Origin of the sequence: Aquimarina rhodophyticola, from assembly GCF_042434915.1 — a bacterium.
Taxonomy (GTDB): Bacteria; Bacteroidota; Bacteroidia; order Flavobacteriales; family Flavobacteriaceae; genus Aquimarina.
Genome location: NZ_CP170198.1, coordinates 719,926 through 742,575 on the forward strand (window position 1 = coordinate 719,926; position 22,650 = coordinate 742,575).

Annotated in this window: 22 protein-coding genes; 20 read left to right on the plus strand and 2 right to left on the minus strand. The window is 32.4% G+C overall.

Going from position 1 to position 22,650, the window contains the following annotated elements; translation table 11 throughout:
• Nucleotides 1-101 precede the first annotated feature (101 nt).
• The 8 genes from ACE939_RS03115 to ACE939_RS03150 all read left to right on the plus strand — a co-directional run bounded on the left by ACE939_RS03115 (nucleotide 102) and on the right by ACE939_RS03150 (nucleotide 9,181).
• Nucleotides 102-683: a hypothetical protein gene (locus ACE939_RS03115; RefSeq protein WP_378187322.1), complete on the plus strand. Its 582-nt coding sequence runs from the start codon at nucleotides 102-104 to the stop codon at nucleotides 681-683.
• A 253-nt stretch (nucleotides 684-936) separates the two neighbouring features.
• Nucleotides 937-1,773, plus strand: coding sequence for a LytR/AlgR family response regulator transcription factor (locus ACE939_RS03120; protein ID WP_378187323.1), 837 nt, complete (start codon nucleotides 937-939; stop codon nucleotides 1,771-1,773).
• 95 nt (nucleotides 1,774-1,868) lie between these two features.
• Complete coding sequence (locus tag ACE939_RS03125; protein ID WP_378187324.1) at nucleotides 1,869-3,008, plus strand: acyltransferase family protein; 1,140 nt, start codon at nucleotides 1,869-1,871, stop codon at nucleotides 3,006-3,008.
• A gap of 533 nt (nucleotides 3,009-3,541) precedes the next feature.
• Nucleotides 3,542-4,537, plus strand: a complete 996-nt coding sequence (locus ACE939_RS03130) for a dienelactone hydrolase family protein (protein ID WP_378187325.1) — start codon at nucleotides 3,542-3,544, stop codon at nucleotides 4,535-4,537.
• Between the two features lie 236 nt (nucleotides 4,538-4,773).
• On the plus strand, nucleotides 4,774-5,517 hold the full coding sequence (locus ACE939_RS03135) for a helix-turn-helix domain-containing protein (RefSeq protein ID WP_378187326.1): 744 nt from the start codon (nucleotides 4,774-4,776) through the stop codon (nucleotides 5,515-5,517).
• A 65-nt stretch (nucleotides 5,518-5,582) separates the two neighbouring features.
• Nucleotides 5,583-7,055 carry a S41 family peptidase gene (locus ACE939_RS03140; RefSeq protein ID WP_378187327.1) on the plus strand — a complete coding sequence of 491 codons (1,473 nt, stop codon included), beginning with the start codon at nucleotides 5,583-5,585 and terminating at the stop codon, nucleotides 7,053-7,055.
• 635 nt (nucleotides 7,056-7,690) lie between these two features.
• The gene (locus tag ACE939_RS03145) at nucleotides 7,691-8,281 is read left to right on the plus strand and encodes a GNAT family N-acetyltransferase (protein ID WP_378187328.1); all 591 of its coding nucleotides are present in this window, start codon (nucleotides 7,691-7,693) and stop codon (nucleotides 8,279-8,281) included.
• 255 nt (nucleotides 8,282-8,536) lie between these two features.
• Nucleotides 8,537-9,181 carry a hypothetical protein gene (locus ACE939_RS03150; RefSeq protein WP_378187329.1) on the plus strand — a complete coding sequence of 215 codons (645 nt, stop codon included), beginning with the start codon at nucleotides 8,537-8,539 and terminating at the stop codon, nucleotides 9,179-9,181.
• 114 nt (nucleotides 9,182-9,295) lie between these two features.
• On the opposite strand, the gene rlmF is transcribed toward ACE939_RS03150, so the two are convergent.
• Entirely contained in the window at nucleotides 9,296-10,150 is an 855-nt protein-coding gene (rlmF, locus tag ACE939_RS03155; protein ID WP_378187330.1) for a 23S rRNA (adenine(1618)-N(6))-methyltransferase RlmF, read from the minus strand.
• A 191-nt stretch (nucleotides 10,151-10,341) separates the two neighbouring features.
• Here rlmF and ACE939_RS03160 point away from each other — a divergent pair, with 191 nt between their 5' ends.
• Nucleotides 10,342-11,058, plus strand: coding sequence for a 3-ketoacyl-ACP reductase (locus tag ACE939_RS03160; RefSeq protein WP_378187331.1), 717 nt, complete (start codon nucleotides 10,342-10,344; stop codon nucleotides 11,056-11,058).
• 136 nt (nucleotides 11,059-11,194) lie between these two features.
• Nucleotides 11,195-12,130 carry an EamA family transporter gene (locus ACE939_RS03165; protein ID WP_378187332.1) on the plus strand — a complete coding sequence of 312 codons (936 nt, stop codon included), beginning with the start codon at nucleotides 11,195-11,197 and terminating at the stop codon, nucleotides 12,128-12,130.
• A 15-nt stretch (nucleotides 12,131-12,145) separates the two neighbouring features.
• Here the strand turns inward: ACE939_RS03165 and ACE939_RS03170 are convergent, their stop codons facing one another.
• A complete protein-coding gene (locus ACE939_RS03170) occupies nucleotides 12,146-12,577 on the minus strand; it encodes a hypothetical protein (protein WP_378187333.1) in 432 nt (143 codons plus the stop codon).
• A gap of 440 nt (nucleotides 12,578-13,017) precedes the next feature.
• Between ACE939_RS03170 and kduI the strand changes: the two genes are divergently transcribed.
• From kduI to ACE939_RS03220, 10 genes are all read left to right on the plus strand, one after another.
• Nucleotides 13,018-13,857, plus strand: coding sequence for a 5-dehydro-4-deoxy-D-glucuronate isomerase (gene kduI / locus ACE939_RS03175; protein WP_378187334.1), 840 nt, complete (start codon nucleotides 13,018-13,020; stop codon nucleotides 13,855-13,857).
• A gap of 7 nt (nucleotides 13,858-13,864) precedes the next feature.
• The gene (locus ACE939_RS03180; RefSeq protein WP_378187335.1) at nucleotides 13,865-14,650 is read left to right on the plus strand and encodes a gluconate 5-dehydrogenase; all 786 of its coding nucleotides are present in this window, start codon (nucleotides 13,865-13,867) and stop codon (nucleotides 14,648-14,650) included.
• 26 nt (nucleotides 14,651-14,676) lie between these two features.
• Nucleotides 14,677-16,080, plus strand: coding sequence for a glucuronate isomerase (uxaC, locus tag ACE939_RS03185; protein ID WP_378187336.1), 1,404 nt, complete (start codon nucleotides 14,677-14,679; stop codon nucleotides 16,078-16,080).
• 139 nt (nucleotides 16,081-16,219) lie between these two features.
• Nucleotides 16,220-17,242 carry a PfkB family carbohydrate kinase gene (locus tag ACE939_RS03190; RefSeq protein ID WP_378187337.1) on the plus strand — a complete coding sequence of 341 codons (1,023 nt, stop codon included), beginning with the start codon at nucleotides 16,220-16,222 and terminating at the stop codon, nucleotides 17,240-17,242.
• Between the two features lie 3 nt (nucleotides 17,243-17,245).
• Nucleotides 17,246-17,752 carry a LacI family DNA-binding transcriptional regulator gene (locus ACE939_RS03195; protein ID WP_378187338.1) on the plus strand — a complete coding sequence of 169 codons (507 nt, stop codon included), beginning with the start codon at nucleotides 17,246-17,248 and terminating at the stop codon, nucleotides 17,750-17,752.
• 4 nt (nucleotides 17,753-17,756) lie between these two features.
• On the plus strand, nucleotides 17,757-18,425 hold the full coding sequence (locus tag ACE939_RS03200) for a bifunctional 4-hydroxy-2-oxoglutarate aldolase/2-dehydro-3-deoxy-phosphogluconate aldolase (protein WP_378187339.1): 669 nt from the start codon (nucleotides 17,757-17,759) through the stop codon (nucleotides 18,423-18,425).
• A gap of 3 nt (nucleotides 18,426-18,428) precedes the next feature.
• Complete coding sequence (locus tag ACE939_RS03205) at nucleotides 18,429-19,409, plus strand: TRAP transporter substrate-binding protein (RefSeq protein WP_378187340.1); 981 nt, start codon at nucleotides 18,429-18,431, stop codon at nucleotides 19,407-19,409.
• Nucleotides 19,410-19,871, plus strand: a complete 462-nt coding sequence (locus ACE939_RS03210) for a TRAP transporter small permease (RefSeq protein WP_378187341.1) — start codon at nucleotides 19,410-19,412, stop codon at nucleotides 19,869-19,871. It begins immediately after the preceding gene.
• A gap of 1 nt (nucleotide 19,872) precedes the next feature.
• Nucleotides 19,873-21,168 carry a TRAP transporter large permease gene (locus ACE939_RS03215; protein ID WP_378187342.1) on the plus strand — a complete coding sequence of 432 codons (1,296 nt, stop codon included), beginning with the start codon at nucleotides 19,873-19,875 and terminating at the stop codon, nucleotides 21,166-21,168.
• A gap of 11 nt (nucleotides 21,169-21,179) precedes the next feature.
• A complete protein-coding gene (locus ACE939_RS03220; protein ID WP_378187343.1) occupies nucleotides 21,180-22,640 on the plus strand; it encodes a tagaturonate reductase in 1,461 nt (486 codons plus the stop codon).
• Nucleotides 22,641-22,650: the final 10 nt, after the last annotated feature.

The window sequence follows — 22,650 nt, forward strand, 5'->3', positions numbered from 1 at the left end:
TGTAACACCTAATTCTCACCCCAGTTGTTAATCGTAATTCACGATATAGTTACCAATAACTATGTCTTATTGTGTCTCAAAGTATAATCAATCAATTTAATATGAATCGCATTTTGATAATTACCGTAGTATTTTTGATCGGACTGTTAAGTTTTAAAAATTCTGAAAAGCCACTTGACAAGCTTCAAATTGCTGAAAAATATTTTGTGGCGCTAGATGAATCAAATAGTACCAAAATGGAAGAATTATTAGCTGATAGTTTGATAACTAGGGTACCCAAATATGAATATGAAGTAAGATACTCTAAAAGTGACTACTTGAAGAAATGGCTAAAATGGGATTCAATTTTTGACCCAACTTATGAAGTGCTCGAAATGAATGTAGAAAATGAAAGTGTCAAAGTAAAGGTGTCAAAATCTGACGAAAGAATTTTTTTCTTTATGCAAAAGCCTTTTATCACAAACGAGATTCTTAAATTTAAAGAGGATAAAATAATTGCAATTGAAACAGAGTATATAAATTTTGACGAAGTAACTTGGGAAAAGAATAGGACTGAACTTATAAACTGGACTACCAAAAATTATCCAGAACTCAATCTTGGTCATTTTATCAATGTACAAACAGAGTATGGAGGAAAGAAATTTTTAAAAGCAATTAAACTGTATATAAATAAAAATAAATAGTTGCAACCACGGTAACCATTGTACAAGCTTTAAAATATGGATACAATTGTTAGGGAATGTTGATCCTACAGTCTGATTTCCCTTAAAAGTTGTACTACTATAGACTCAAAAAATAGGTGGTTTAGTAATTATAAAAACCATTACCAACCCCACTTAAAGTCTTTAGGGTAGTGTTTGTAAAAGAAAAATATAGTTACTATAGGTGATTTTGTAACATTGTAGTCTTTAATGCCCAAAAACATCTTACTTTAAATTGAAAAAAAACATTTCAAACTTTTTATCTCAAGCATATCCATTTTATTATCACGGAAAAGAATTATGGATTGTAACGTGCTTATTATTCGTTATGACTCTCTTATTTGGCTATTTGTTTGAACCTTTCGAAGTTTATATTCCTGAGCACAAAATGGAATATTTTTGGATTACTTTAATACATTCATGTACTCCTGTTTTTATGGTTTTTCTATTTTTGTCTTTAAAAATATTCCCAAGTAGAAAAGAGAATTGGACCATAAAAAAGGAAATACTTTTAATAGCTTTATTTTTACTTTTTGTAGGTATTGCACAGTTTCTTATTAGAGATATTATTTATGACAACCCCAATAATTGGTCTTTACGATATTTCTATGAAGAGATAAGAAACACCTTTCTAGTTGGAGTTTTATTTGCATTTATTTTAGTGCCAATAAATTATCATAGGTTAACTATTAAAAATAGCAGAAATGCAAATGCATTTAATACCTCAAAAACAATTTCTATTATTTCTAATAAAACTCCATCATACATAAATGAATTAGATGTTGATTCTCAAAATATTTTATATGCAAAAGCAGAAGGTAATTATATAGAGTTATTTTTAAACGATGGAAGTAGTACATTAAAAAGGTTAACGATGAAAAGATTGGAAAACATTTTAGACTCATATTCTAACTTTATAAAAACACATCGTTCTTACATTGTTAATATTAACCAAATCGATTCCGTTACTGGTAATGCTCAAGGGTATAAACTACAGCTTAGAAACTGCTCTAACACCATTCCTGTTTCAAGAAATATGATTTCAAAATTTAATAAAAAGATGAATTCTTAATAAACACCTTGCCCTTTGTCACAAAAGTTTGTCTGTCATCACATTTAAAAAATAGCAATATTTTTTTTAAATAGTTTCGCAAAAAAACATAGTTGATGATACGTAGACACGATTTAGATTGGTTAAGAGTACTGGTATTTGGGTTACTCATTTTTTATCATGTGGGAATGTTCTTTGTTCCTTGGGAATTTCATATAAAAAATAATGTTACATATAATTGGTTAACCTATCCTATGTGGTTTCTAAATCAATGGAGATTGCCTATATTATTTGTAATTTCTGGAATGGGCACCTATTATGCCTTACAAAAAAGAAAAGGAATGCAATTTACTTTGGAGCGTCTTAAAAGATTAGGATTGCCTCTAATATTCGGAATGATTTGTATTGTTCCTCCTCAAATATATTTTGAGCGGTTAGATAAAAATCAATTTGCAGGAAACTATTTTGATTTTTGGCCTAGTCAATTATTTAATGGGGTTTACCCAGAGGGTAATTTTAGTTGGCACCATTTATGGTTTTTACCTTATTTGTTGGTTTTCTCAATTATATTAACCCCTTTATTCTTTTACCTTAAAAATCATCCAAAGAATAAGTTCATTTTTTGGATAAAAAGAATAACGGTAAGATCTATAGGATTATACATTTTTATTATTCCGTTATATTTCATTGAAATATTAATTGAACCTCTCTTTCCAGTGACTCATGCCTTGATAGATGACTGGTTCACTTTTGCAAATTGTATCGTATTATTTTTCTTTGGATTTGTCCTTATTTCTATTGAAGACACCTTTTGGAGTACTGTTGAAAGGTATAAAAAACACTTTTTAATAACAGGAATACTAAGCTTTGGTATAATGTTATTTATCACACACCAATATGAAGATTCATACATGAGACATTATATAGAAGCTTTTTTTAAGGTTGCTAACTTATGGTCTTGGGCACTTACTTTATTTGGATTTTCAGCTACATACTTAAATAGAAAAAATAATTTTTTAAGTTATGCTAACGAAGCAGTTTACCCATTCTATATTTTACATCAAACTATTATGATTATGATTGCCTATTACTTAATAGAATTAGATTGGTCATTAGCTGTAAAGTCTTCAATAATGATTTTAGGCACCTTTATTTTATCATGGCTTTTTTATGAATTTTTAATTCGTCGTTGGAAATATATTAGACCACTTTTTGGACTAAAGAAAAGGATAAGTAGACTCAATTTTAAAAAATAAAAAGCACTAAAAGACAACAATGTATAAAAAACATAGGGCGGTTTAAGTATTTTAAACAAAGGTTTTTGCATTTTTTAGAAGGTCGTCAAATATAAAATTTGGCACTTATAACCGAAAAGATAAAAGCAAAATATTTATATATAGCTAAGTTTTAAACTCAAACAATAGTGCTTCTCAACTGCCGTATGTTGTTGATACGAAATGTTAGTGTACCACGAAGCTATGTTTGTCCAGTGGATGAGAATCCCATCAGAGTAATTGGCTGTTCACGCTAAAGAAAAGCATACAGTTGTTCTTGTATGGATTTGCTGAAGCTATGTATTTTCAAATAATCAAGCTGTATGAGCAAAAAGTTCACATACGGTTTGGTTATGAAGACACTGATAGTTCTAGAATAATTATATCTTTAACAGATATAAATAGAAGTAGCGCTATCAGGCGCTACTCTATGTATATAATGAAAGATGTCGTCTTAACATCCCATAAAAGTGCGATACATAGTTTTTTACCTATCATTAACCAAAATAATTAAAATGAGAACATTCACACTAATTCTATTTTTAAGTGTATTTCAAATATCCCTAGCACAAAGAACAAAAATTATTAAGGCATTTAAACATCATTCAGTTGTGCTGAAGAGTGATACAATAAACTACCATACATATTCCAAAAAGGATGTTTCATTAACAAAAAATTTATTGCTATACATTCAAGGTTCAAAAGCGATGTCTCTATACCAAACAATGGAAGAAAATGGAAAAACTTATGCAGGAACCGTCATTCCTCTTAATTTCGATCTCTTACCAGAAGATTATCTATTTGTCGTGATTTCAAAAAAAGGGTTTCCTTTTTTAACAGAAATGGATAAAGAATTTCCTGTTCCAAAAACATATTATGAGAATCAAACTTTGGCGTACAGAGCTTCCCAAGCCAATCTGGTAATCAATGACCTACTTACAAGCCATAAAAATCAGTTCCAAAAAATTATTGCACTTGGACATTCTGAAGGTAGCGATGTTGTTGCGAAACTTGGAACAATAAACAAGAAAATAACACATTTTGGATATTGGTCAGGTGGTGGTAATACGCAGTTTATTGACTTTGTAACTTTTATTAGAAATGATGTAGATAAAGGAAACTTAACCGAAGAGCAAGCTATATTAAAAATAGATTCATTATTTGTCGATTTAAAGGATATTATGGCTAACCCAAATTCTACTGATAAATTTTGGCAAGGAAGTAACAACAGTTATAAAAGGTGGAGTGGTTTTTCAGAGCCACCTATTGAAAATCTATTGCAAATTGACAAGCCACTATTTGTAGCAATCGGTACAAAAGATCAAGCAGTAGCACTCGAATCGGCTTATTTAATTCCAATAGAGTTTATAAGACATCAAAAAAATAATTTAACCTTTAAAGCTTATCCAAATTTGGACCACGTATTTGGAAAAGAACTAGATAACGGAAAATTTGAAGAACATTTGAACGATGTCTTTACGAATTTTTTAAATTGGGTAAATAAAAAGTAAAAACTGTTATCAACAATTAAGCATTCTTGCGATCGGTACCACCATGCATGCCATGTAGACTAAACCGGTCTGATTAGTTATTACTTTGTGGATTTATGAAGACGCGATGTTTGCAAAAGGCGATGTTTGCAAAAGGCGATATTTTGCAACTTATATCTAGAAATAGCAAAAGTTGGGTTATATTTTATATAATTACGAGATAAATATTAAATGTTACTTTCAAGTCAATTATTACAATGAATAGGTTATCATTTAAGAATCAAAAAGAAGCTTTTCCGCTTCATTATCATCCTGAATTTTGTATCTCGAAGATTAAAAGTGGTGTAGAACTAATAAATATTGGTCAAAAGCAATTTGTTGGAAATGTGAATGATATCACTATTACGCATCCTTATGAATTACATTCAAATCCTCTGTACTCTTCAACTAATTTACTTTCGTTTGATACTTTGTATATTTCAGACAAAACAGTTAGAGCAATGCTTCCTTTAGGACAAACTTTACATTTTAAGAATAGAGTTATACAGAATAACGAATTGAATGTGTTATTTGAAAACTTAATGCATTTTGACGCTGTACCTATTGAGTCATTACTAAAAAAATTTATTTCATATTTGTCATCGTTTGCCGAATTAACTACAAATTTAGAGATTAGAAAACCATTAGAATACTGGAATGAAATAGACACTTATATAGAAAGGAATATAAAAGAGATTATATCTTTAGAACAATTGGCAGACATAGCGAATTTGAATAAATATAGTTTTGCAAGAAAGTTTAAAGAAACAACTGGTATGTCACCAATTCACTATACTCTAATGAAAAAAGTCTTTCATTGCAAAAAAACAATAACAAAGAAATGTTCTATTACAGAGAAAGCGTATGAGTATAATTTTACCGACACTTCTCATTTTTCAAAATCATTCAAAAAATTTATTGGTATAAGACCTAAAAGCTACCAAAAAGAATTCTTGACATAAAAAGTCAATATTATACCAATGTGCACAATATAATTTTCTTCCTTTTGTAAAAAACAAATTAATAAATGAAGAAATTAATACTTACTTTGACACTATTTCATTTCATTGCGATACCTGTTGCGCAGGACTATGGCTCTCTAAAAAAAATCAATAAAAACTTACTTCTACGTGATTTAGAATTACTTTATCAAGGTCTTGACAAACATCATTCGGGAATGTATTGGTATATGCCAAAAGATAGTGTTAATAGTGCATTTTCAAACGCAAAAATGAAAATCAAAAATGACTTAAATGAAATTGAATTTTTTAATATCATAGCACCTTTAGTGGGTCTTTCAAGAGAAGATCATACTAATATCGAATTTTCAGAAGAGACAGAAACGTTTTTAAATTATGAAGCCCGTTATCTTCCTGTGAATGTCGTTTTTCTGGATAAGAAAATGTATATATCCAAGCAAAGTAATCTATATACTAAACCTCTTCTGGGTAATGAAATTTTGAGTATTAATGGTAAAAACCCTATACAATTGGTGTATGAACTGGGGGAACTATTTGCTTCTGATGGATTTATTAAAGCAGTCAAATTTTCAGATTTAAATGGATTTTCATTTTCAAAGCATTATTTTTTAAAATATGGATTTATAAATGAATTTGTTATACAGGTCAAAGATTCTAGTGGTAAAATACATATGCTAGAATTGGAATCACAAAAATTCACAGATTTTTCAAACAGTTTAGTCAATAATGAAAAAAGAGAAACACAAAAAGAAAGTTTAGAATTTAAATTATTGAACGATACTATAGCTTATTTAGGAGTTCATACATTTTCTAATAGCTTATACGAACAAAATAGAGTCCATAAAAAGCTATCTACTTTTTTAGAAATAAGTTTTAAGACAATCGTTGAGAACAATGTTAGCAATCTAATTATAGATTTAAGTAACAACGGTGGTGGTAATGAGGGTAATGAAAATCTATTATTTTCTTATCTCGCTGATAATTATAAAAAATACAAATCTGTTTGTGCAAAGAGCCAAGTTTCAATTCTTGATAATGGTATTGACGAGCCGATAAAACTTAAGACCTTTGGGTTCTTTGAACGGATTTTCGGAAACGATAAAATGCCAGACAAAAGTTATTGTCGTAAACGCAATATGGGATTTGGTTTAATGGCTTACAAGAAAGAGCCAAGATATAAATATGATGGTAAACTTTTTGTTATAATTAGCCCTGTTACCTATTCTGGTGGTAGTGAATTTTCAAATATGATTAAAACCAGTAACAGAGGTATTTTTGTTGGTAAGGAAACAGGTGGTGGATATTATGGAAATACAAGTGGTTATAGTAGTGAATTGGTCTTACCGCACTCACGATTATTGATTGATATTCCTTCACTAAAATTCGAAATGAACGTTCAAAATGGCGAATTTGGAAGAGGCATAATTCCAGATTATAAAGTTGTTCCTACTATCACAGAATACCTAACAAAACAGAATATTCCGATTAAATTTATTCTTAATGGCAAAGCTAGTAGGTAATCGCTACGAAACTCTTTAAAAATTATATTATTAGTAACAAATATTGAGTTTACAATCTTATTATCTGTAAAGCTATACTATTATCTAGTTTAAGCAAATTAGGATAAACACATTATTTCGAGTCGTTAAGAGTATAGGAGTTTAAAAGTATGTAGGAGACACACTCGAGTCTTACTGTAAGGTTCCCTTATTAGAATAGCTTATTTTACCATTGGCAATATCATTATATACATGTAATTGCTTAGATTTGTACAACAAGAGCTTTGCGATGTGAGTCTATTATCTTAGGTTCTTATTGAGGCTCAAGGTGAAATTTCCAATTTTCACTCAATTATGCCACATAACAACTATTAAATAAGATGAAATGAAAAACTATCCTTTTATTAAATTGCTTTTACTAATATTTATAGTATCCTGTAGTAAAGATGCTGTGATTTCTTTCTAATAGATTGCATAGTAAAATTTTGAGAACTGTAAGTAGATCATGATCAAAGTTTAAAGCAGATTATTGCGGTTTTAGACCATACAGTTTATTAGGAGACATGAGCCCTAATGAGTATATATAAAAAATAAAAAAACTAGGATTCCCTTTTTCTAACTAGTACTCAAATAAGGGACGATGTCAAGAATAGATGATGGACATACAAATTTTAAACACACGAATAGAACTAGAAAATGAAATAGTTAAACTCATCCCTTTTGGTAGCCAAAGAAACCAAGAGCTTAAAGAAATAATTTATGATGATCATATCTGGAAGTATATGGGAATGTTTATTCGTAATGAATCTGACTTTTCACAATATTTGACACAGACGTTAGAAGCTCAAGAAAATGGAATTTGTTATCCTTTTTTGATTCTTGATAAATTAACTGATCGAGTAGCTGGTAGTACCCGATATGGAAATTTAAACGCAGCAAGTGAGAAATGTGAAATTGGTTGGACCTGGTATGGTGAAGATTTTCAGGGTACTGGATTAAATACTGCCTGTAAATATGAGCTGCTAAAATTTGGATTTGAAAGTATTGGTTTCCGAAGAATACAATTTAGTGCTGATCAAGAAAATATTCGTTCACAAAAAGCTATTGAAAAACTTGGAGCGATTAAAGAAGGAGTTTTTAGAAATAATTATATTGACTCTGAAGGAAAAAGCAAGAATGATATATATTATAGTATTATTAAAGAAGACTGGAGCAATTTAAAAAGAGATCGATTTAGCAAATTTTAAATATCCACGGTTTGTAAACATTTATAAACAGTTTAAAAGATGTAAAATTGATTTTTACATTTTCATGATCTTATTAACTAGCTACTTAAATTCGTTTCGCTCTAAAAATAAATATTTTTCTATTTTTACTAAATCATGTGTGAATATTATTTATCCTCATGTAAATTACAGGTTTCAGATATTGTGACACAGTTAATTTTTATAATAGCATTAATCAAAACGTACGCTATTTATTAGCAAAATATAAGTTAGAATATGAAAAAAGTATTACTGATAGTTTTAATTTTAATAGGATTAGTTTTTATAAGTAGTCAATATTATAAAAACTATGAAAAAAAAGAGCGTTACAAAACAGACATAATTAATGATTTGGCAAATCGATATAAGCATATTGAGCTAAAAGAATCTAAAGTAATTAACAAAACTGTAAAAGATTTACAATCAATAGTTCCATCTGCCTTGCTTCAAGAAAAAAAAGATTCCATTTCAATCTATGCAGAACAACTCAATAGTTTCAACATACATTTACAAAGTAATATACATTACTATATCATTAATGAGAACAATGATTTATGGGAATCAGCTAAGGTGAGTGGAGTTTTATCTCAATTTGATAAAGATGAGTTAGCTGCTATTAGTAAAGCTTATTTAACTGCAGAGAGACTCAACACTCTAAAAATGAAAATACAAACATTACCATACACTTATTTTTTTGATGTAGAAAATACGTTTCCTAATGCTACTCAATTAAAAAGCACATATTCATTATATTATAGTTTGCTATTACAAGAAGAGAATGCTCTGTATGCTCATAGTTCAGCCTGTAAATCGGTTGTTGAGATGCTGGATGCAGAAAACGCTATAGTCAAAGAGACAGATTCTTTAAAACAATCTCTATGAAAAAAGAGTCTTATACAATTCTGTAAAAAACAACAGTCATCTGTTTCTATGACAATTGCTTTTTTAAGAAAAAAATCTCTTTTTAATTAGGCTGTTTACTAAGAAAAAAATCAACTATTTTTGGAAGTTCCAAGTAATGAAACGGCTTTTTTTATTGCCTTGTTCCATAGTAATAATTTGATATAATGCCCCTAATTTGTGTAGTTGCTTTTCTATCGTGGGTAAGGTTTCTTTTTTAGAAACAAGACTTGTAAAAACACCTACTTGTTTTGCATAAGCTCTACTTTGTTTGATCATACGCTTAAGAAATAAGGCTTCACCACCGTTACACCAAAGTTCGTTTGGTTGACCTCCAAAATTAAGCACCTCGTTGGATGCTATTTTTAGATTATTTAATTTTCGTTGTGTACCCTTCAATGCTGCTTCTTTTGAAGTATGAAATGGCGGATTACACATCGTAAAATCAAAATATTCCTCTGGCTGTATAATACCATCAAAAATATTTGATTTATTACCTTGGTGCCTAATTTGAATGGCTTGTTGTAACTTAGGATGCTTTTGGATGATATTTTGAGCTGTTTTTACTGCCATAGCATCACTATCACAACCTACCATTTGCCAACCATAAATGCAATTACCCAAAATGGGATAGATACAATTTGCACCCACACCAATGTCTAATCCTTTTATTTGGTTAGCTTCTTTCTTAAAAAGATCGGCAAGATGATGAATATAATCTGCTCGACCAGGAATTGGCGGACATAAATATCCAGAGGGAATATCCCAAGCTTCAATTCCATAATGCGTTGCTAAAAGTGCTTTGTTTAATGCATACACCGCCTCGGGATTCGCAAAATCTATCGTATCCTCTCCGTAGGAATTAGTTATTATGTATGACGTAAGAATCTGTGTTTTTTTTACGAGTTCTTTAAAATCATAAGGTTTTTGGTGTAAATTATTAGGGTGCAAAATCAAATATTTTGGACAAAGGTACACTTAAAGTTATGAATGTACTTGCATACAGCAAATTTCTAATTTCCATTTTGTATGAAAGTTTAAGAATATGCTAAATTGGTCTTTCAGGGTAAACACTCAAAAAGATTAGCGTATTTTTGGTAGTCTAAAGTATTTAATTCTTACTATTCTCATTATTATAAACTATGGAAACTTTACATAATAAAAAAGCGTTAGTTACAGGAGCAGGTAAAGGTATAGGTAAAGCAATAGCTTTGGCTTTGGCTAAAGAGGGTGTACATATAGCCCTATTATCTAGAACTGATTCTGACCTAAAGAAGGTAGCTATAGAGGCAGAGTCTTACGGCGTTAAAACAATAACAGTTACAGCAGATGTTGCTTCAATAGATTCGGTTAATAAGGCAGCAGAGCAGATAATAGCATCTTTTGGAGCTATTGATATTCTTATTAATAATGCAGGTATCGGTAAATTTGGAAATTTTATGGACTTATCACCTACAGATTGGGAAGAAATAATTAAAATAAACCTGATGGGAACCTATTATGTAACACGCGCTTTTTTGCCGAGTATGATAGAAAGAAAAACTGGAGATATCCTTAATGTTTCATCAACAGCAGGAGTCAAAGGCAATGCAATGACAAGTGCTTACAGTGCCTCAAAATTTGGGGTGATTGGACTAACAGAATCGCTTATGCAAGAAGTTCGTAAGCATAATATACGGGTTAGTGCATTATTACCTAGTACTGTGGCGACAGACATGGCTTTGGACTTAAATCTTACTGATGGTAATCCAGAAACTGTAATGCAACCTGATGATATTGCCGAACTGGTAATTGCACAATTAAAACTCAACCGAAGAGTAATGATAACCAGTTCAAGTATTTGGTCAACAAATCCATAAATGTATAACTTCGTTGCAGCTAATGCATAGCAGAGGTTGCTTAATTACTCCTATACGTAAACGAGACTAACGTTATTTAGTCATCTTATGGTAGTAGTGTATGCACAGTATAAGTTTTATACATAATCTTTAAATCATGAGTAAATCATCCAATCCCGCATTAATTGTAGCATCATTCTTTTCTATTTATGTAATTTGGGGTTCGACCTATTTACTAAATAAGATTGCAGTTACCGAATTACCACCCTTTATGTTGGCTTCTGTTCGTTTTACTACTGCAGGAATATTAATTTTTATACTAGCCAGACTTTTAGGATTAAATTTAGCTATCACACGTAAGCAATTTTTAAATACGGTGATCGCAGGTTTTTTGTTTCTAACTTTTGGTAATGGAGTGATCGTTTGGGCCCTTCGCTACGTCGATAGTGGTTTTGCGGCTTTAGAGGTTTCGGCACAGCCGTTAATAGTTTTATTACTCATGAGAGTGCTGCAAGGCAAAAGGATTAAACTCATGTCAATAATTGGAGTTTTATTAGGTATAATCGGAATCTATTTATTGGTTAGTCAGAAAGAAGTTATTACCCAAGAGAACTCCGTATTGGGGATGATTATGGTTTTATTGTGTATGCTATCGTGGGCATATGGAAGCTTATTTGTTTCAAAAGCCGATTTGCCCACAAATTACTTTGTAAATACTGGATATCAGATGATAACAGGAGGTGTTTTATTAATGATGTCAAGTTTTATTTTTGGAGAACCATGGACATCACCCCTAAGCTGGAGTACACCAGTACAATATACGATGATCATTTTAATTATTTTCGGAAGTATAGTAGCTTTCACTGCATTCAATTATTTGCTGAAGGTAGTTTCGCCCGAAAAGGTAGCAACATCTACTTATGTAAACCCAATTATTGCACTTACTTTAGGGTGGTATTTTCTGGATGAAAAGATAACTATGCAATCATCAATTGCAGCGGTTATTCTGCTAACTGGTGTTTATTTTATCAATACGAAGAAGAAGCTTGTATTATTGTCAAGATTTACAGGACGTATGGGAAAAAAGAAGTGATCCTTAACTACAGTATCATGCGATTTTTCTATCGTTATCAGATAAGCTTTTAGCCCAAACAATCGCATCTTCAAGAGTTCCAAATTTTTTTAATCGACTGCGCATAAAAAGTTTTTCTAAAGCACTGTTAAAAAGTGTACTAGGATTGTTACTTACAATACCGTACCCCTTTAATGAATAACTAAGCTTAAAAAAATAAATCCAATCACTTGGTACAACAGAGTACTCATGAATTCTATTTGTAATATAAACTAAACTTTTACCATTATTGTCGTAAATATGACTTAACTCTTCTACTACTTTTTTACCATGATGTTTCCAAGTGTACACTATGTCTTCGTTAACTTCTCCAACAACAAAAGATTCAAACAAATAGTAATTACCAAAGTCATAATTAATTTCTTGAATTGCCTCTTGGTAGAAAATTGTATCTTTTAAATATTCCATGGGTCAAAAATATAACATTTCCTTTTTTTAAAACATATCGTATTAATTTTTAGGAGATTAATCGATTATTAACATAGATTATCGATTATCGGCGATTGATGAAAAATAAATTATATACTCCTTCTACTTATATTAAACTTTTGTTATTGATTCATTAGCTGTAATTTTAAATTATATCCAGCTTTTATAGTAAAATAATTTGGTAATCTTCTCAAAATTAACTGAAAACGAATAGCGATATATTAATATTTACATAAGAAGATTACGTTAAGTAGTATTTACATATGTGACAAATTATTACATAATTATATGATAATAGTTCAAAAAATATATTTTAAAACGGAGAAATTGATGATTTTAAGAGTTCTCTAAAGCATAAAATGTTAGGTTTTGAAAAATTTTATTTTATATTTGTGTAATCGATTACAATTATATGCATTATGACAAATTATAATAAAAGATATGCCTCTCATCCAAAATCAGTTAAAACTTACGACACGCAAGAATTGCGAGATGAGTTTTTGATTAAAGAGGTTATAAAAAAGGACGAGTTAATTTGGGAATATTTACACTATGACCGATATATGGTGGCTGGTGTAGCACCCATTCAAAAGACTGTAAAATTGGAAAGTATTGATGCTTTAAAAGCAACCTACTTTTTGGAGCGACGAGAATTAGGAATTATCAATGTTGGAGATACTGGTACAGTTACAGTCGATGGCACTAGTTACGAATTACAGCATAAGGAAGCATTATATCTAGGTCAGGGCAATAAGGAGGTTACTTTTGCTAGTGAATCTTCTAATAATCCTGCAAAGTTTTATTTGAACTCTACTCCGGCTCATAAGGCGTTTCCCAATAAAAAAATAGGAGTTGATGATGTCGAAGTTATAGAATTAGGCGCTCCCGAAACTGCAAATGCGAGAACTTTAAGAAAATACATTGTAAATAGTGTTGTTGAGGTATGTCAATTACAAATGGGTATGACGACGATCAAATCTGGAAGTAGTTGGAATACTATGCCTGCACACGTACACGATAGACGTATGGAGGTGTATTTTTATTTTGAAGTTCCAAAAGATCAAGCAGTATGTCATTTTATGGGGCAACCACAAGAAACGCGACACATATGGATGGCTAACCAAGAAGCTGTTATTTCTCCACCATGGTCAATTCATGCAGGTTCAGGTACCTCAAGTTACTCATTTATATGGGGGATGGCAGGAGAAAATTTGGATTATGGAGATATGGATATTTGTCAAATTAATGAGTTAAGATAAATTGATAATGGATTTATTTAATTTAAAAAATAAAAGAGCACTAATTACAGGCGGAACGCATGGGCTAGGTATGGCAATGGCTGAAGGTTTAGCAAATGCAGGAGCAGAACTAGTTATTACGAGTACTACGCCATCAAAATTAGAAAAAGCTTTAGATTATTATAAAAGCAAAGGATATGAGGCTTCCGGTTATATTTTTGATGTTACAGATGAAGTTGCTGCCAAAACTCATGTTGATTTAATTTTTAATGAGATAGGAGCAATTGATATTTTGGTAAACAATGCTGGTATCATTAAAAGAGAACCAGCTCTATCCATGAAGGTTGAGGATTTTAGAAGAGTTATCGATGTAGATTTGGTAGGTCCTTTTATTATGTCACAATTAATTGGAAAACAGATGGTGGAGCGTAAGGAGGGCAAGATAATTAATATTTGCTCGATGATGAGTGAATTAGGTCGTAATACGGTTACAGCTTATGCTGCAGCCAAAGGAGGACTTAAGATGTTAACACAGAATTTGGCTACAGAGTGGGCCAAGCATAATATACAAGTAAACGGAATAGGTCCAGGGTATTTTGCTACATCTCAAACCGCACCTATACGTGTAGATGGACATCCTTTTAACGATTTTATTATAAACAGGACACCTGCAGCTCGCTGGGGAAACCCAAGCGATTTACAAGGTGCAGCTGTGTTTTTGGCATCCAAAGCAAGTGATTTTGTTAATGGACAGATACTATACGTAGATGGAGGGATATTAGCAACTATAGGTAAGCCTTCAAACGAAGAATAACCAGATTATATCAAGCAAACTAATTTATGCGTACAGAGTTTATACACGATAATTTTCTTTTAACTAATAAGTATGCTGAAGAGCTGTATCATAAGTATGCAAAGCATCAGCCTATTATCGATTATCATAATCATCTATCTCCACAAGAAATTTTGGAGGATACACTATATCACAACCTTACCAAAGTTTGGGTTAATGGTGATCATTACAAATGGCGAGCCATGCGAACTTTAGGTATCAACGAACGCTTTATTACAGGTGATGCCTCTGACAAAGAAAAATTTGTACAATGGGCAAAAACTGTTCCGTATACTATGAGAAATCCTTTATATCATTGGACTCATTTAGAACTAACTCGATATTTTGATATAAACTATTTACTCAATGAAAAATCTGCTGATACTATCTTCGAAGCAACTTCAGAAAAATTAAGTAGTCAAGAATACAGTTGTAGAAATTTACTGCGTAAAGTAAATGCTGAGTTCGTGTGTACTACCGAAGATCCAATCGATACACTAACGTATCATCAACAACTAAGTAAAAGTGACCTTGAAATTACGGTGAGCACTGCTTTTAGACCAGATAAAGCAATTTTGATAGGAAATGAAGGTTACAATAAGTATATAGATAGTTTGAGCAACGCTGCTGATATGTCAATTGAAAAATATCAGGACTTAAAAGATGCTCTTAAAAAAAGAATCGAATATTTTGATACACATGGTTGCAAGTTATGTGATCATGGTCTAAATAGTATTTCTTTTGAAGCTTTCACTGAGGCTGAAGTTGAAGCCATTTTTGTAAAGAAAAGAAAAGGTGCAATGTTATCCAATGATGATATTTCAAAGTTTGAAACCGCTATTTTGTTATTCTTATCAGATACCTATCATCAATTTGGATGGGTACAGCAATTTCATCTTGGAGCTTTACGTAATAATAATACCCGCATGCATAGCATTCTAGGTCCAGATACGGGTTGGGATTCAATAGGAGACTATCCTCAAGCAAACAAATTATCTCAATTTTTAAATACTTTGGATAATAAAAATAAATTAACTAAAACCATAATTTATAACCTTAACCCGTCTGATAATGAGGTAATAGCGACAATGATCGGTAACTTCAATGATGGTAGCGTCAAAGGTAAAGTGCAGTTTGGTTCAGGATGGTGGTTTTTAGATCAAAAAGATGGTATGATTAAGCAACTAAACGCACTGTCAAACATGGGTTTAATAAGTTGTTTTATAGGGATGCTAACCGATTCTAGAAGTTTTTTATCCTTTCCCAGACACGAGTATTTTAGAAGAATTTTGTGTAATCTCTTAGGAGAAGAGATAAAAAAGGGCGAATTGCCCAAAGAAGAAATCGAATGGATAGGAAAGATGGTGGCAGATATTAGCTATTTTAATGCCAAGCAATATTTTGAGCTTTAATTGAAGATAAAGTATAGGCTGCAATGGTAGTCACTATAATATGTAATGTACATACTTATAACTTATTTAAAAGAGAAAATAGCTTTCTGAAACAGCAAGATTATTTAGTTTAACAATAGTATAAAAAAGTAAAAGTTCAATGCAAAAAGTAGTTTCATTCGGAGAAATTATGTTACGACTCTCCACAGAGAGACATTTACGCTTTTCACAGGCTAAATCTTTTGTAGCGACCTACGGAGGCGGAGAGTTTAATGTAGCGGTTTCCTTGGCTAACTATGGCGTGCATTCAGAATTTGTATCAAAAATTCCAGATAATGAAATTGGAGCTTGTACTTTAAAAGAAATGCGCAAACTTAATGTTGGTTCTCAACATGTTTTACAGGGTGGAGACCGATTGGGTATCTATTTTTTAGAGACTGGAGCGGGAACTCGTGGTAGTAACGTAGTGTATGATCGAGAAAACAGTGCAATTGCTACTGCAGATGTAAGTGATTTTGATTGGGAGGAGATATTAAAAGGAGCTACATGGTTTCACTGGAGCGGAATTACTCCCGCCATCTCAGAAAACGCAGCACAGATCTGTCTAAAAGCAATCAAAGCTGCGCATAAAATGGGATTAACCATTTCCTGTGATTTGAATTATCGATCAAAATTATGGCAATATGGCAAAGAACCTAAAGAGGTTATGCCAGAACTTTTAAAATACAGTCATATTGTTTTGGGGGATATTGACACCGCATACTTTATGCTTGGGAAGGATAAAGTAGTACCTAATTATCAAGATGAAGCTTCTTTACCAAGTTTGTATAAAAAGTTATTTGAATTGTGTCCTAACCTTAAAACAGTGGCTACCACCTTACGTTATTCTGTAAGTGCTTCCCACCAAAGAATCGGAGGAATCCTATTTGATGGTAAATCGATATATAATGCTTCTGTTAAAGAAGTAACCCCCGTGGTGGATAGAGTAGGGAGTGGAGACGCATTTATGGGTGGACTTATATATGGACTTATTCGCTATGAAGATGATACGCAAAGTGCGTTGGAATTTGCTGTTGCAGCGTGTTGTTTGAAGCATACCATATCAGGTGATTATAATCTAGTATCAGTAGAAGAAGTTGAAAAGATGATACGAGGCGAAGCTAATGGAAAAGTATCAAGATAAATTATGATAACGCTAAAGCAAATATCACGTATGTCAGGGTTCTCTGTTTCTACAGTGTCCAAAGCACTAAATGGTAGATCAGATATTAGTGCTAGAACTACTCAGTTAATTCAGGATATTGCTTTGCGAAACAATTACATACCTAACAAAAATGCTATCGCCTTGCGAAAAAATAAGTCCAATACATTAGCAGTACTTCTCCCACAGGTAAATGATAACTTATATAGTGATACATTATGTGAAATTCAAAAATCAGCTGCAAAATCTGGTTATCGGGTATTAGTATATCAATCGTTTGATGAAACTTCAAAAGAGGATGCTTTTTTAAATGATATCCATGATGGAAGCATAGATTCTGCGATTATGATTTCGACAAACGAAGTAGGTAAAAGAGAAAGATATAGTTCTATACCAATTGAGTTTATAAAGGTTCTTAAAGAACAAACACAAGGAGAATATCTTATCAATCTATCTATTAAAAGTTGTAAAAAATTAATGGACCTCATTTAAAATTATGGCACACTATACAAGAATTGAAGTTGCACAAACAATGAAAAGTACTGGATTGGTTCCTTTATTTTATCATAAGGATGTAACAATTAGTAAGAATGTTTTAAAAGCCTGCTATGATGGAGGCGCTCGACTTTTGGAGTTTGTATCGAGAGGTGATTTTGCGCACGAGGTTTTTGAGGTATTGGTAAAATATGCAATGCAGGAGTTACCTGGTATGATCTTAGGTGTAGGTTCAATCACAGATGCCGCTGCTGCCTCTTATTATATGCAACTAGGAGCTAATTTTGTGGTAACACCTGTACTTAGAGAGGATATAGCATTAGTATGTAATCGACGTAAAGTATTATGGTCCCCAGGATGTGGTTCGCTTACCGAAATATCCAAGGCAGAAGAACTTGGCTGCGAAATTGTGAAATTATTTCCAGGAGCTACCTACGGTTCAAGTTTTGTAAAAGCGATTATAGGACCACAACCCTGGACATCTATTATGCCAACAGGAGGCGTTGCTCCTACAATCGATAGTTTGAGAGAATGGTTCGAAGCAGGGGTAATATGTGTGGGGATGGGGTCAAAACTAATTACGCCAGAACTGGTGGAAAATCAAGATTTTAAAAGCCTAACCACTCAAGTACATAATACATTAACCATGATTAATAATTTAAGAAAATAGGATATGAAGTTATTACAAAAGTTACTCGTCCTAATACCACTCTTTATCTTAGTACTTGGATGTACCCAGATAAGTGTAACCAAAACAATCAAGTTAGCACATAGTTTAGATGTAAATCATTCTGTACATAAGGCGATGGTTAAAATGGGTAAAGATTTAGCACGAATTTCTGACGGAAAAATGCAATTAGAAATTTATCCAAGTCAGCAGTTAGGTACAGAACGTGAATGTATTGAATTACTTCAAATTGGAAGTCTGGATATGACAAAAGTTTCGGTAGGTGTTATGGAGAATTTTGCACCTAGAATGAAAGTTTTTGGTCTACCATATTTATTTAGAGACAGAGAACATTCGTTTAAAGTCTTGGATGGTGATATCGGTCAAGAATTATTGAACGAGGGAACACAATTTTGGATTAAAGGATTAGCGTATTATGACGCTGGAAGTCGAAGCTTTTATACCAAGAACAAACCAATTACTACACCAGATGATCTAAAGGGACTTAAAATAAGGGTGATGGAGAGTGTTACGGCGATGGATATGGTGAAAAGTTTAGGCGGTTCACCAACCCCAATTTCTTGGGGCGAGTTATATACATCGTTACAACAAGGTGTAGTTGATGGTGCAGAGAATAATCCACCCAGCTTTTATTTATCAAGGCATTATGAGGTTTGTAAACATTACTCTTTGGATGAACATACAGTGTTACCAGATGTTTTAATTATTGGGACACATATTTGGGACGAATTAGCTCCACAGGAAAGAAAATGGTTACAAGAAGCTGTGGATAACTCTGTAGGTTATCAACGTATGCTTTGGGCCGATGCAGAGAAAGAGGCTTTAGACGAAGTTCAAAAAGCTGGTGTGACAGTGATAAGACCTAGTAAAAAATCATTTTCTGATAATGTTAAACGCGTCTACCAAAGTTATAAAGATGATAAAGAGATGCTTGCCTTAATAGAACGTATTAAAAACACTAATTAAATGACAGTTAGACAAAAAGTAGATAGAATCTTAGGAAATATTCTTATTGTAATCATGGGAGTAATGGTGATAAACGTAATTTGGCAAGTTTTTACGCGATTTATCATGGGTACACCAAGTTCATTCACCGATGAATTAGCACGCTATTTAATGATTTGGTTAGGAATTCTTGGGGCAGCATACGTATCTGGTCGAAACATGCATGTGGCTATAGATGTTTTACCACAAAAAGCTACGAATAAAACTCAAAAAAACTTAAAACGAATAGTATACATATTGATTATTCTATTTGCGTTATCTGCAATGGTAATTGGAGGCAGTAGATTGGTGTATATCACTTATTTATTGGACCAACAATCACCTGCTTTACAAGTACCTTTAGCAATAGTCTATCTTGCTATTCCGCTAAGTGGCTTACTTATAATTTACTACAAAATTTCAGACATCATTAATATTGAATAATATGGATTACATTCCAATTTTAGTTTTAGTAATTAGTTTTATTGGTTTATTATCAATAGGAACACCAGTAGCTTGGAGTATATCCATATCTTCTGTTTTGACAATGTTAGTCAGTATATCAGCAATGCCTGCCTTTACTACTGTGTCTCAACGTATGGGAACAGGTTTAGATAGTTTTGCACTTTTGGCAATACCATTTTTTATACTTTCGGGACAGTTAATGAATAAAGGGGGGATAGCTCATCGGCTTATAGCGTTTGCCAAAACTCTGGTTGGTGCACTGCCGGGTGGTTTGGCACTTATAAATGTTATTGGTGCTATGCTCATGGGAGCGATTGCAGGTTCGGCAATGGCTTCAGCTTCAGCAATGGGTAGTATTTTGGGACCAGAAATGGAAAAAGAAGGTTATTCAAAAGAATTTGGAGCAGCGGTAAATATAACTTCGGCAACCACAGGATTAATAATACCTCCAAGTAATGTACTTATCATCTATTCTCTAGCTAGTGGAGGAGTTTCTATTGCAGCATTATTTTTGGCAGGCTACATTCCAGGTATTTTAACTGGACTTTTCTTAATGATTGTGGCATCTTTTTGGGCTAAAAAGAAAAATTATAAGCTTGGTAAAAGAAGTTCGTTAAAGGAAATTTTTAAAACATTTATAGATGCAGTGCCAAGTTTATTTTTATTAGTTATTGTTATCGGTGGCATTGTAACAGGAATTTTTACTGCAACCGAGGCCTCAGCTATTGCGGTGTTGTATACATTAATTTTAGGGTTTTTGTACAAAGAAATTAATCTAAAAAAAATGCCCGAGATATTGTTAGATTCAGCATCGACTACAGCTGTAGTGATGCTGTTAATTGGAGCCTCAATGAGTATGTCGTGGGTAATGTCTTATGAAAACATTCCGCAAGATATAAGCGCTTCCTTACTAGCTATTAGTGATAATAAAATTGTTATTTTATTGATTATCAACTTGATTTTATTATTTGTAGGTATTTTCATGGATATGACACCTGCAGTTTTAATTTTCACTCCTATTTTTTTGCCAGTTGTTACTGGGTTGGGAATGGATCCTATTCAATTTGGTATTATTATGGTACTTAATTTATGTATTGGACTGTGTACCCCACCCGTTGGTTCAGTGCTTTTTGTGGGAGTTGGTGTGGCTAACACAACTATTCAAAAAGTTATGAAACCTCTACTACCTCTTTTTTTAGCAATGGTAGTAGCCCTATTTCTGGTAACGTATTTACCGCAATTAACACTTTGGTTACCAGGGGTATTTAATTTATAAAAATGTACAAGATGTCGACACCTACAGTAAAAAAATTAAATAGAACCAATCTTGGTTTACAGAATCGTTTACCAATTAAAATAGTACAATTTGGCGAAGGAAATTTTTTGAGAGCCTTTGTAGACTATGCAATTCAGCAACTAAATAAAGCATCTGATTTTAATGCAGGAATTGCGGTGGTGCAACCACTAAATCAGGGAATGATCGATGTCCTCAACGATCAAGACGGCTTGTATACTCTTTTTTTGAAAGGAGTTAAAGATGGTAAAGAGATTCAAGAAAAGGAGTTAATTACTACAATTGTAAGTGCTATTAATCCCTATACAAATCATCAAGACTATCTTGATTTGGCAAAGGAGAAAGAACTTAAATTTATTATATCAAATACTACCGAAGCAGGGATTTCTTTTAGTAAAGAAGACAATTTGGAGATGAAGCCTCCAAGATCTTTTCCAGCAAAATTACTACAATTGCTATACGCACGCTTTACTTATTTTAACGGAGCCAAAGATAAGGGGCTGACTATAATACCATGTGAATTAATTAACTATAATTCAGAAACCTTAAAAGAAATTCTCTTAAAATATGCTGCACAATGGAAACTAGATCAAGCATTTATAGATTGGTTACATACCGAGTGTTCATTTCATAGTACCCTGGTTGATAGAATTGTGCCTGGCTACCCTAAAGATGATATTGAGACCTATAATAAACAATTAGATTATCAAGATGATTTAATCGTTGCTGCAGAAGTTTTTTTACTTTGGGTAATAGAAGGTGATGATAATCTTAAGAAAAAATTGCCCTTTCATACAACCGATTTGGACGTTAAGATTGTGAACGATATGCAACCTTATCGTATGAGAAAAGTGAGAATCCTCAACGGAGCTCATACGTGCATGGTTCCATTTTCCTTGTTGTACGGAAATGAGACCGTTAAAGAAACCATCGATAACGATTTTACTGGAGCTTTCGTAAATAAAGCTATTTTTGAGGAGATAAATGAAACGCTCCCAATGGATAAATCAGCATTGCAAAGTTTCTCTAATGCAGTTTTGGATCGTTTTAGAAATCCCTTTGTAAGGCATAAATTATCTGACATCGCACTTAACTCTATTTCAAAATTTAAAGTACGTGTTTTACCCAGTTTGTTAGCATACGAGACTAAAAAAGGAGTGTTACCAACAAATCTAACATTTGCCTTGGCGTGTCTTATCAGATTTTATAAAGGGATTTGGAAAGGAAATAGATTGCCAGTTAACGACAGTGCTGCCATCGTAGATGATTTTAAAGAAATTTGGAAAAGCAATAGTACACAGGTCGTTGCATCTTCAATATTGCAGCGCGAAGACTTTTGGGATCAGGATTTAACAAAGATTCCTTTTTTAGAGGAGGCAATAGTTACTGCATTAGACGAAATCGAAACGAACGGAGTTGTCGATGGATACGTCAATTTTAGTAAAAAATTTTAAAGATCAAGGA

What these genes read in the sequence shown, in the direction of transcription:
- ACE939_RS03115 (WP_378187322.1), top strand. Translation starts at nt 102, where the DNA reads ATGAATCGCATTTTGATAATTACCGTAGTATTTTTGATCGGACTGTTA.
- ACE939_RS03125 (WP_378187324.1), top strand. Translation starts at nt 1,869, where the DNA reads ATGATACGTAGACACGATTTAGATTGGTTAAGAGTACTGGTATTTGGG.
- ACE939_RS03130 (WP_378187325.1), top strand. Translation starts at nt 3,542, where the DNA reads ATGAGAACATTCACACTAATTCTATTTTTAAGTGTATTTCAAATATCC.
- ACE939_RS03135 (WP_378187326.1), top strand. Translation starts at nt 4,774, where the DNA reads ATGAATAGGTTATCATTTAAGAATCAAAAAGAAGCTTTTCCGCTTCAT.
- ACE939_RS03140 (WP_378187327.1), top strand. Translation starts at nt 5,583, where the DNA reads ATGAAGAAATTAATACTTACTTTGACACTATTTCATTTCATTGCGATA.
- ACE939_RS03145 (WP_378187328.1), top strand. Translation starts at nt 7,691, where the DNA reads ATGGACATACAAATTTTAAACACACGAATAGAACTAGAAAATGAAATA.
- ACE939_RS03150 (WP_378187329.1), top strand. Translation starts at nt 8,537, where the DNA reads ATGAAAAAAGTATTACTGATAGTTTTAATTTTAATAGGATTAGTTTTT.
- ACE939_RS03160 (WP_378187331.1), top strand. Translation starts at nt 10,342, where the DNA reads ATGGAAACTTTACATAATAAAAAAGCGTTAGTTACAGGAGCAGGTAAA.
- ACE939_RS03165 (WP_378187332.1), top strand. Translation starts at nt 11,195, where the DNA reads ATGAGTAAATCATCCAATCCCGCATTAATTGTAGCATCATTCTTTTCT.
- ACE939_RS03170 (WP_378187333.1), bottom strand. Translation starts at nt 12,577, where the DNA reads ATGGAATATTTAAAAGATACAATTTTCTACCAAGAGGCAATTCAAGAA.
- kduI (WP_378187334.1), top strand. Translation starts at nt 13,018, where the DNA reads ATGACAAATTATAATAAAAGATATGCCTCTCATCCAAAATCAGTTAAA.
- ACE939_RS03180 (WP_378187335.1), top strand. Translation starts at nt 13,865, where the DNA reads ATGGATTTATTTAATTTAAAAAATAAAAGAGCACTAATTACAGGCGGA.
- uxaC (WP_378187336.1), top strand. Translation starts at nt 14,677, where the DNA reads ATGCGTACAGAGTTTATACACGATAATTTTCTTTTAACTAATAAGTAT.
- ACE939_RS03190 (WP_378187337.1), top strand. Translation starts at nt 16,220, where the DNA reads ATGCAAAAAGTAGTTTCATTCGGAGAAATTATGTTACGACTCTCCACA.
- ACE939_RS03195 (WP_378187338.1), top strand. Translation starts at nt 17,246, where the DNA reads ATGATAACGCTAAAGCAAATATCACGTATGTCAGGGTTCTCTGTTTCT.
- ACE939_RS03200 (WP_378187339.1), top strand. Translation starts at nt 17,757, where the DNA reads ATGGCACACTATACAAGAATTGAAGTTGCACAAACAATGAAAAGTACT.
- ACE939_RS03205 (WP_378187340.1), top strand. Translation starts at nt 18,429, where the DNA reads ATGAAGTTATTACAAAAGTTACTCGTCCTAATACCACTCTTTATCTTA.
- ACE939_RS03210 (WP_378187341.1), top strand. Translation starts at nt 19,410, where the DNA reads ATGACAGTTAGACAAAAAGTAGATAGAATCTTAGGAAATATTCTTATT.
- ACE939_RS03215 (WP_378187342.1), top strand. Translation starts at nt 19,873, where the DNA reads ATGGATTACATTCCAATTTTAGTTTTAGTAATTAGTTTTATTGGTTTA.
- ACE939_RS03220 (WP_378187343.1), top strand. Translation starts at nt 21,180, where the DNA reads ATGTCGACACCTACAGTAAAAAAATTAAATAGAACCAATCTTGGTTTA.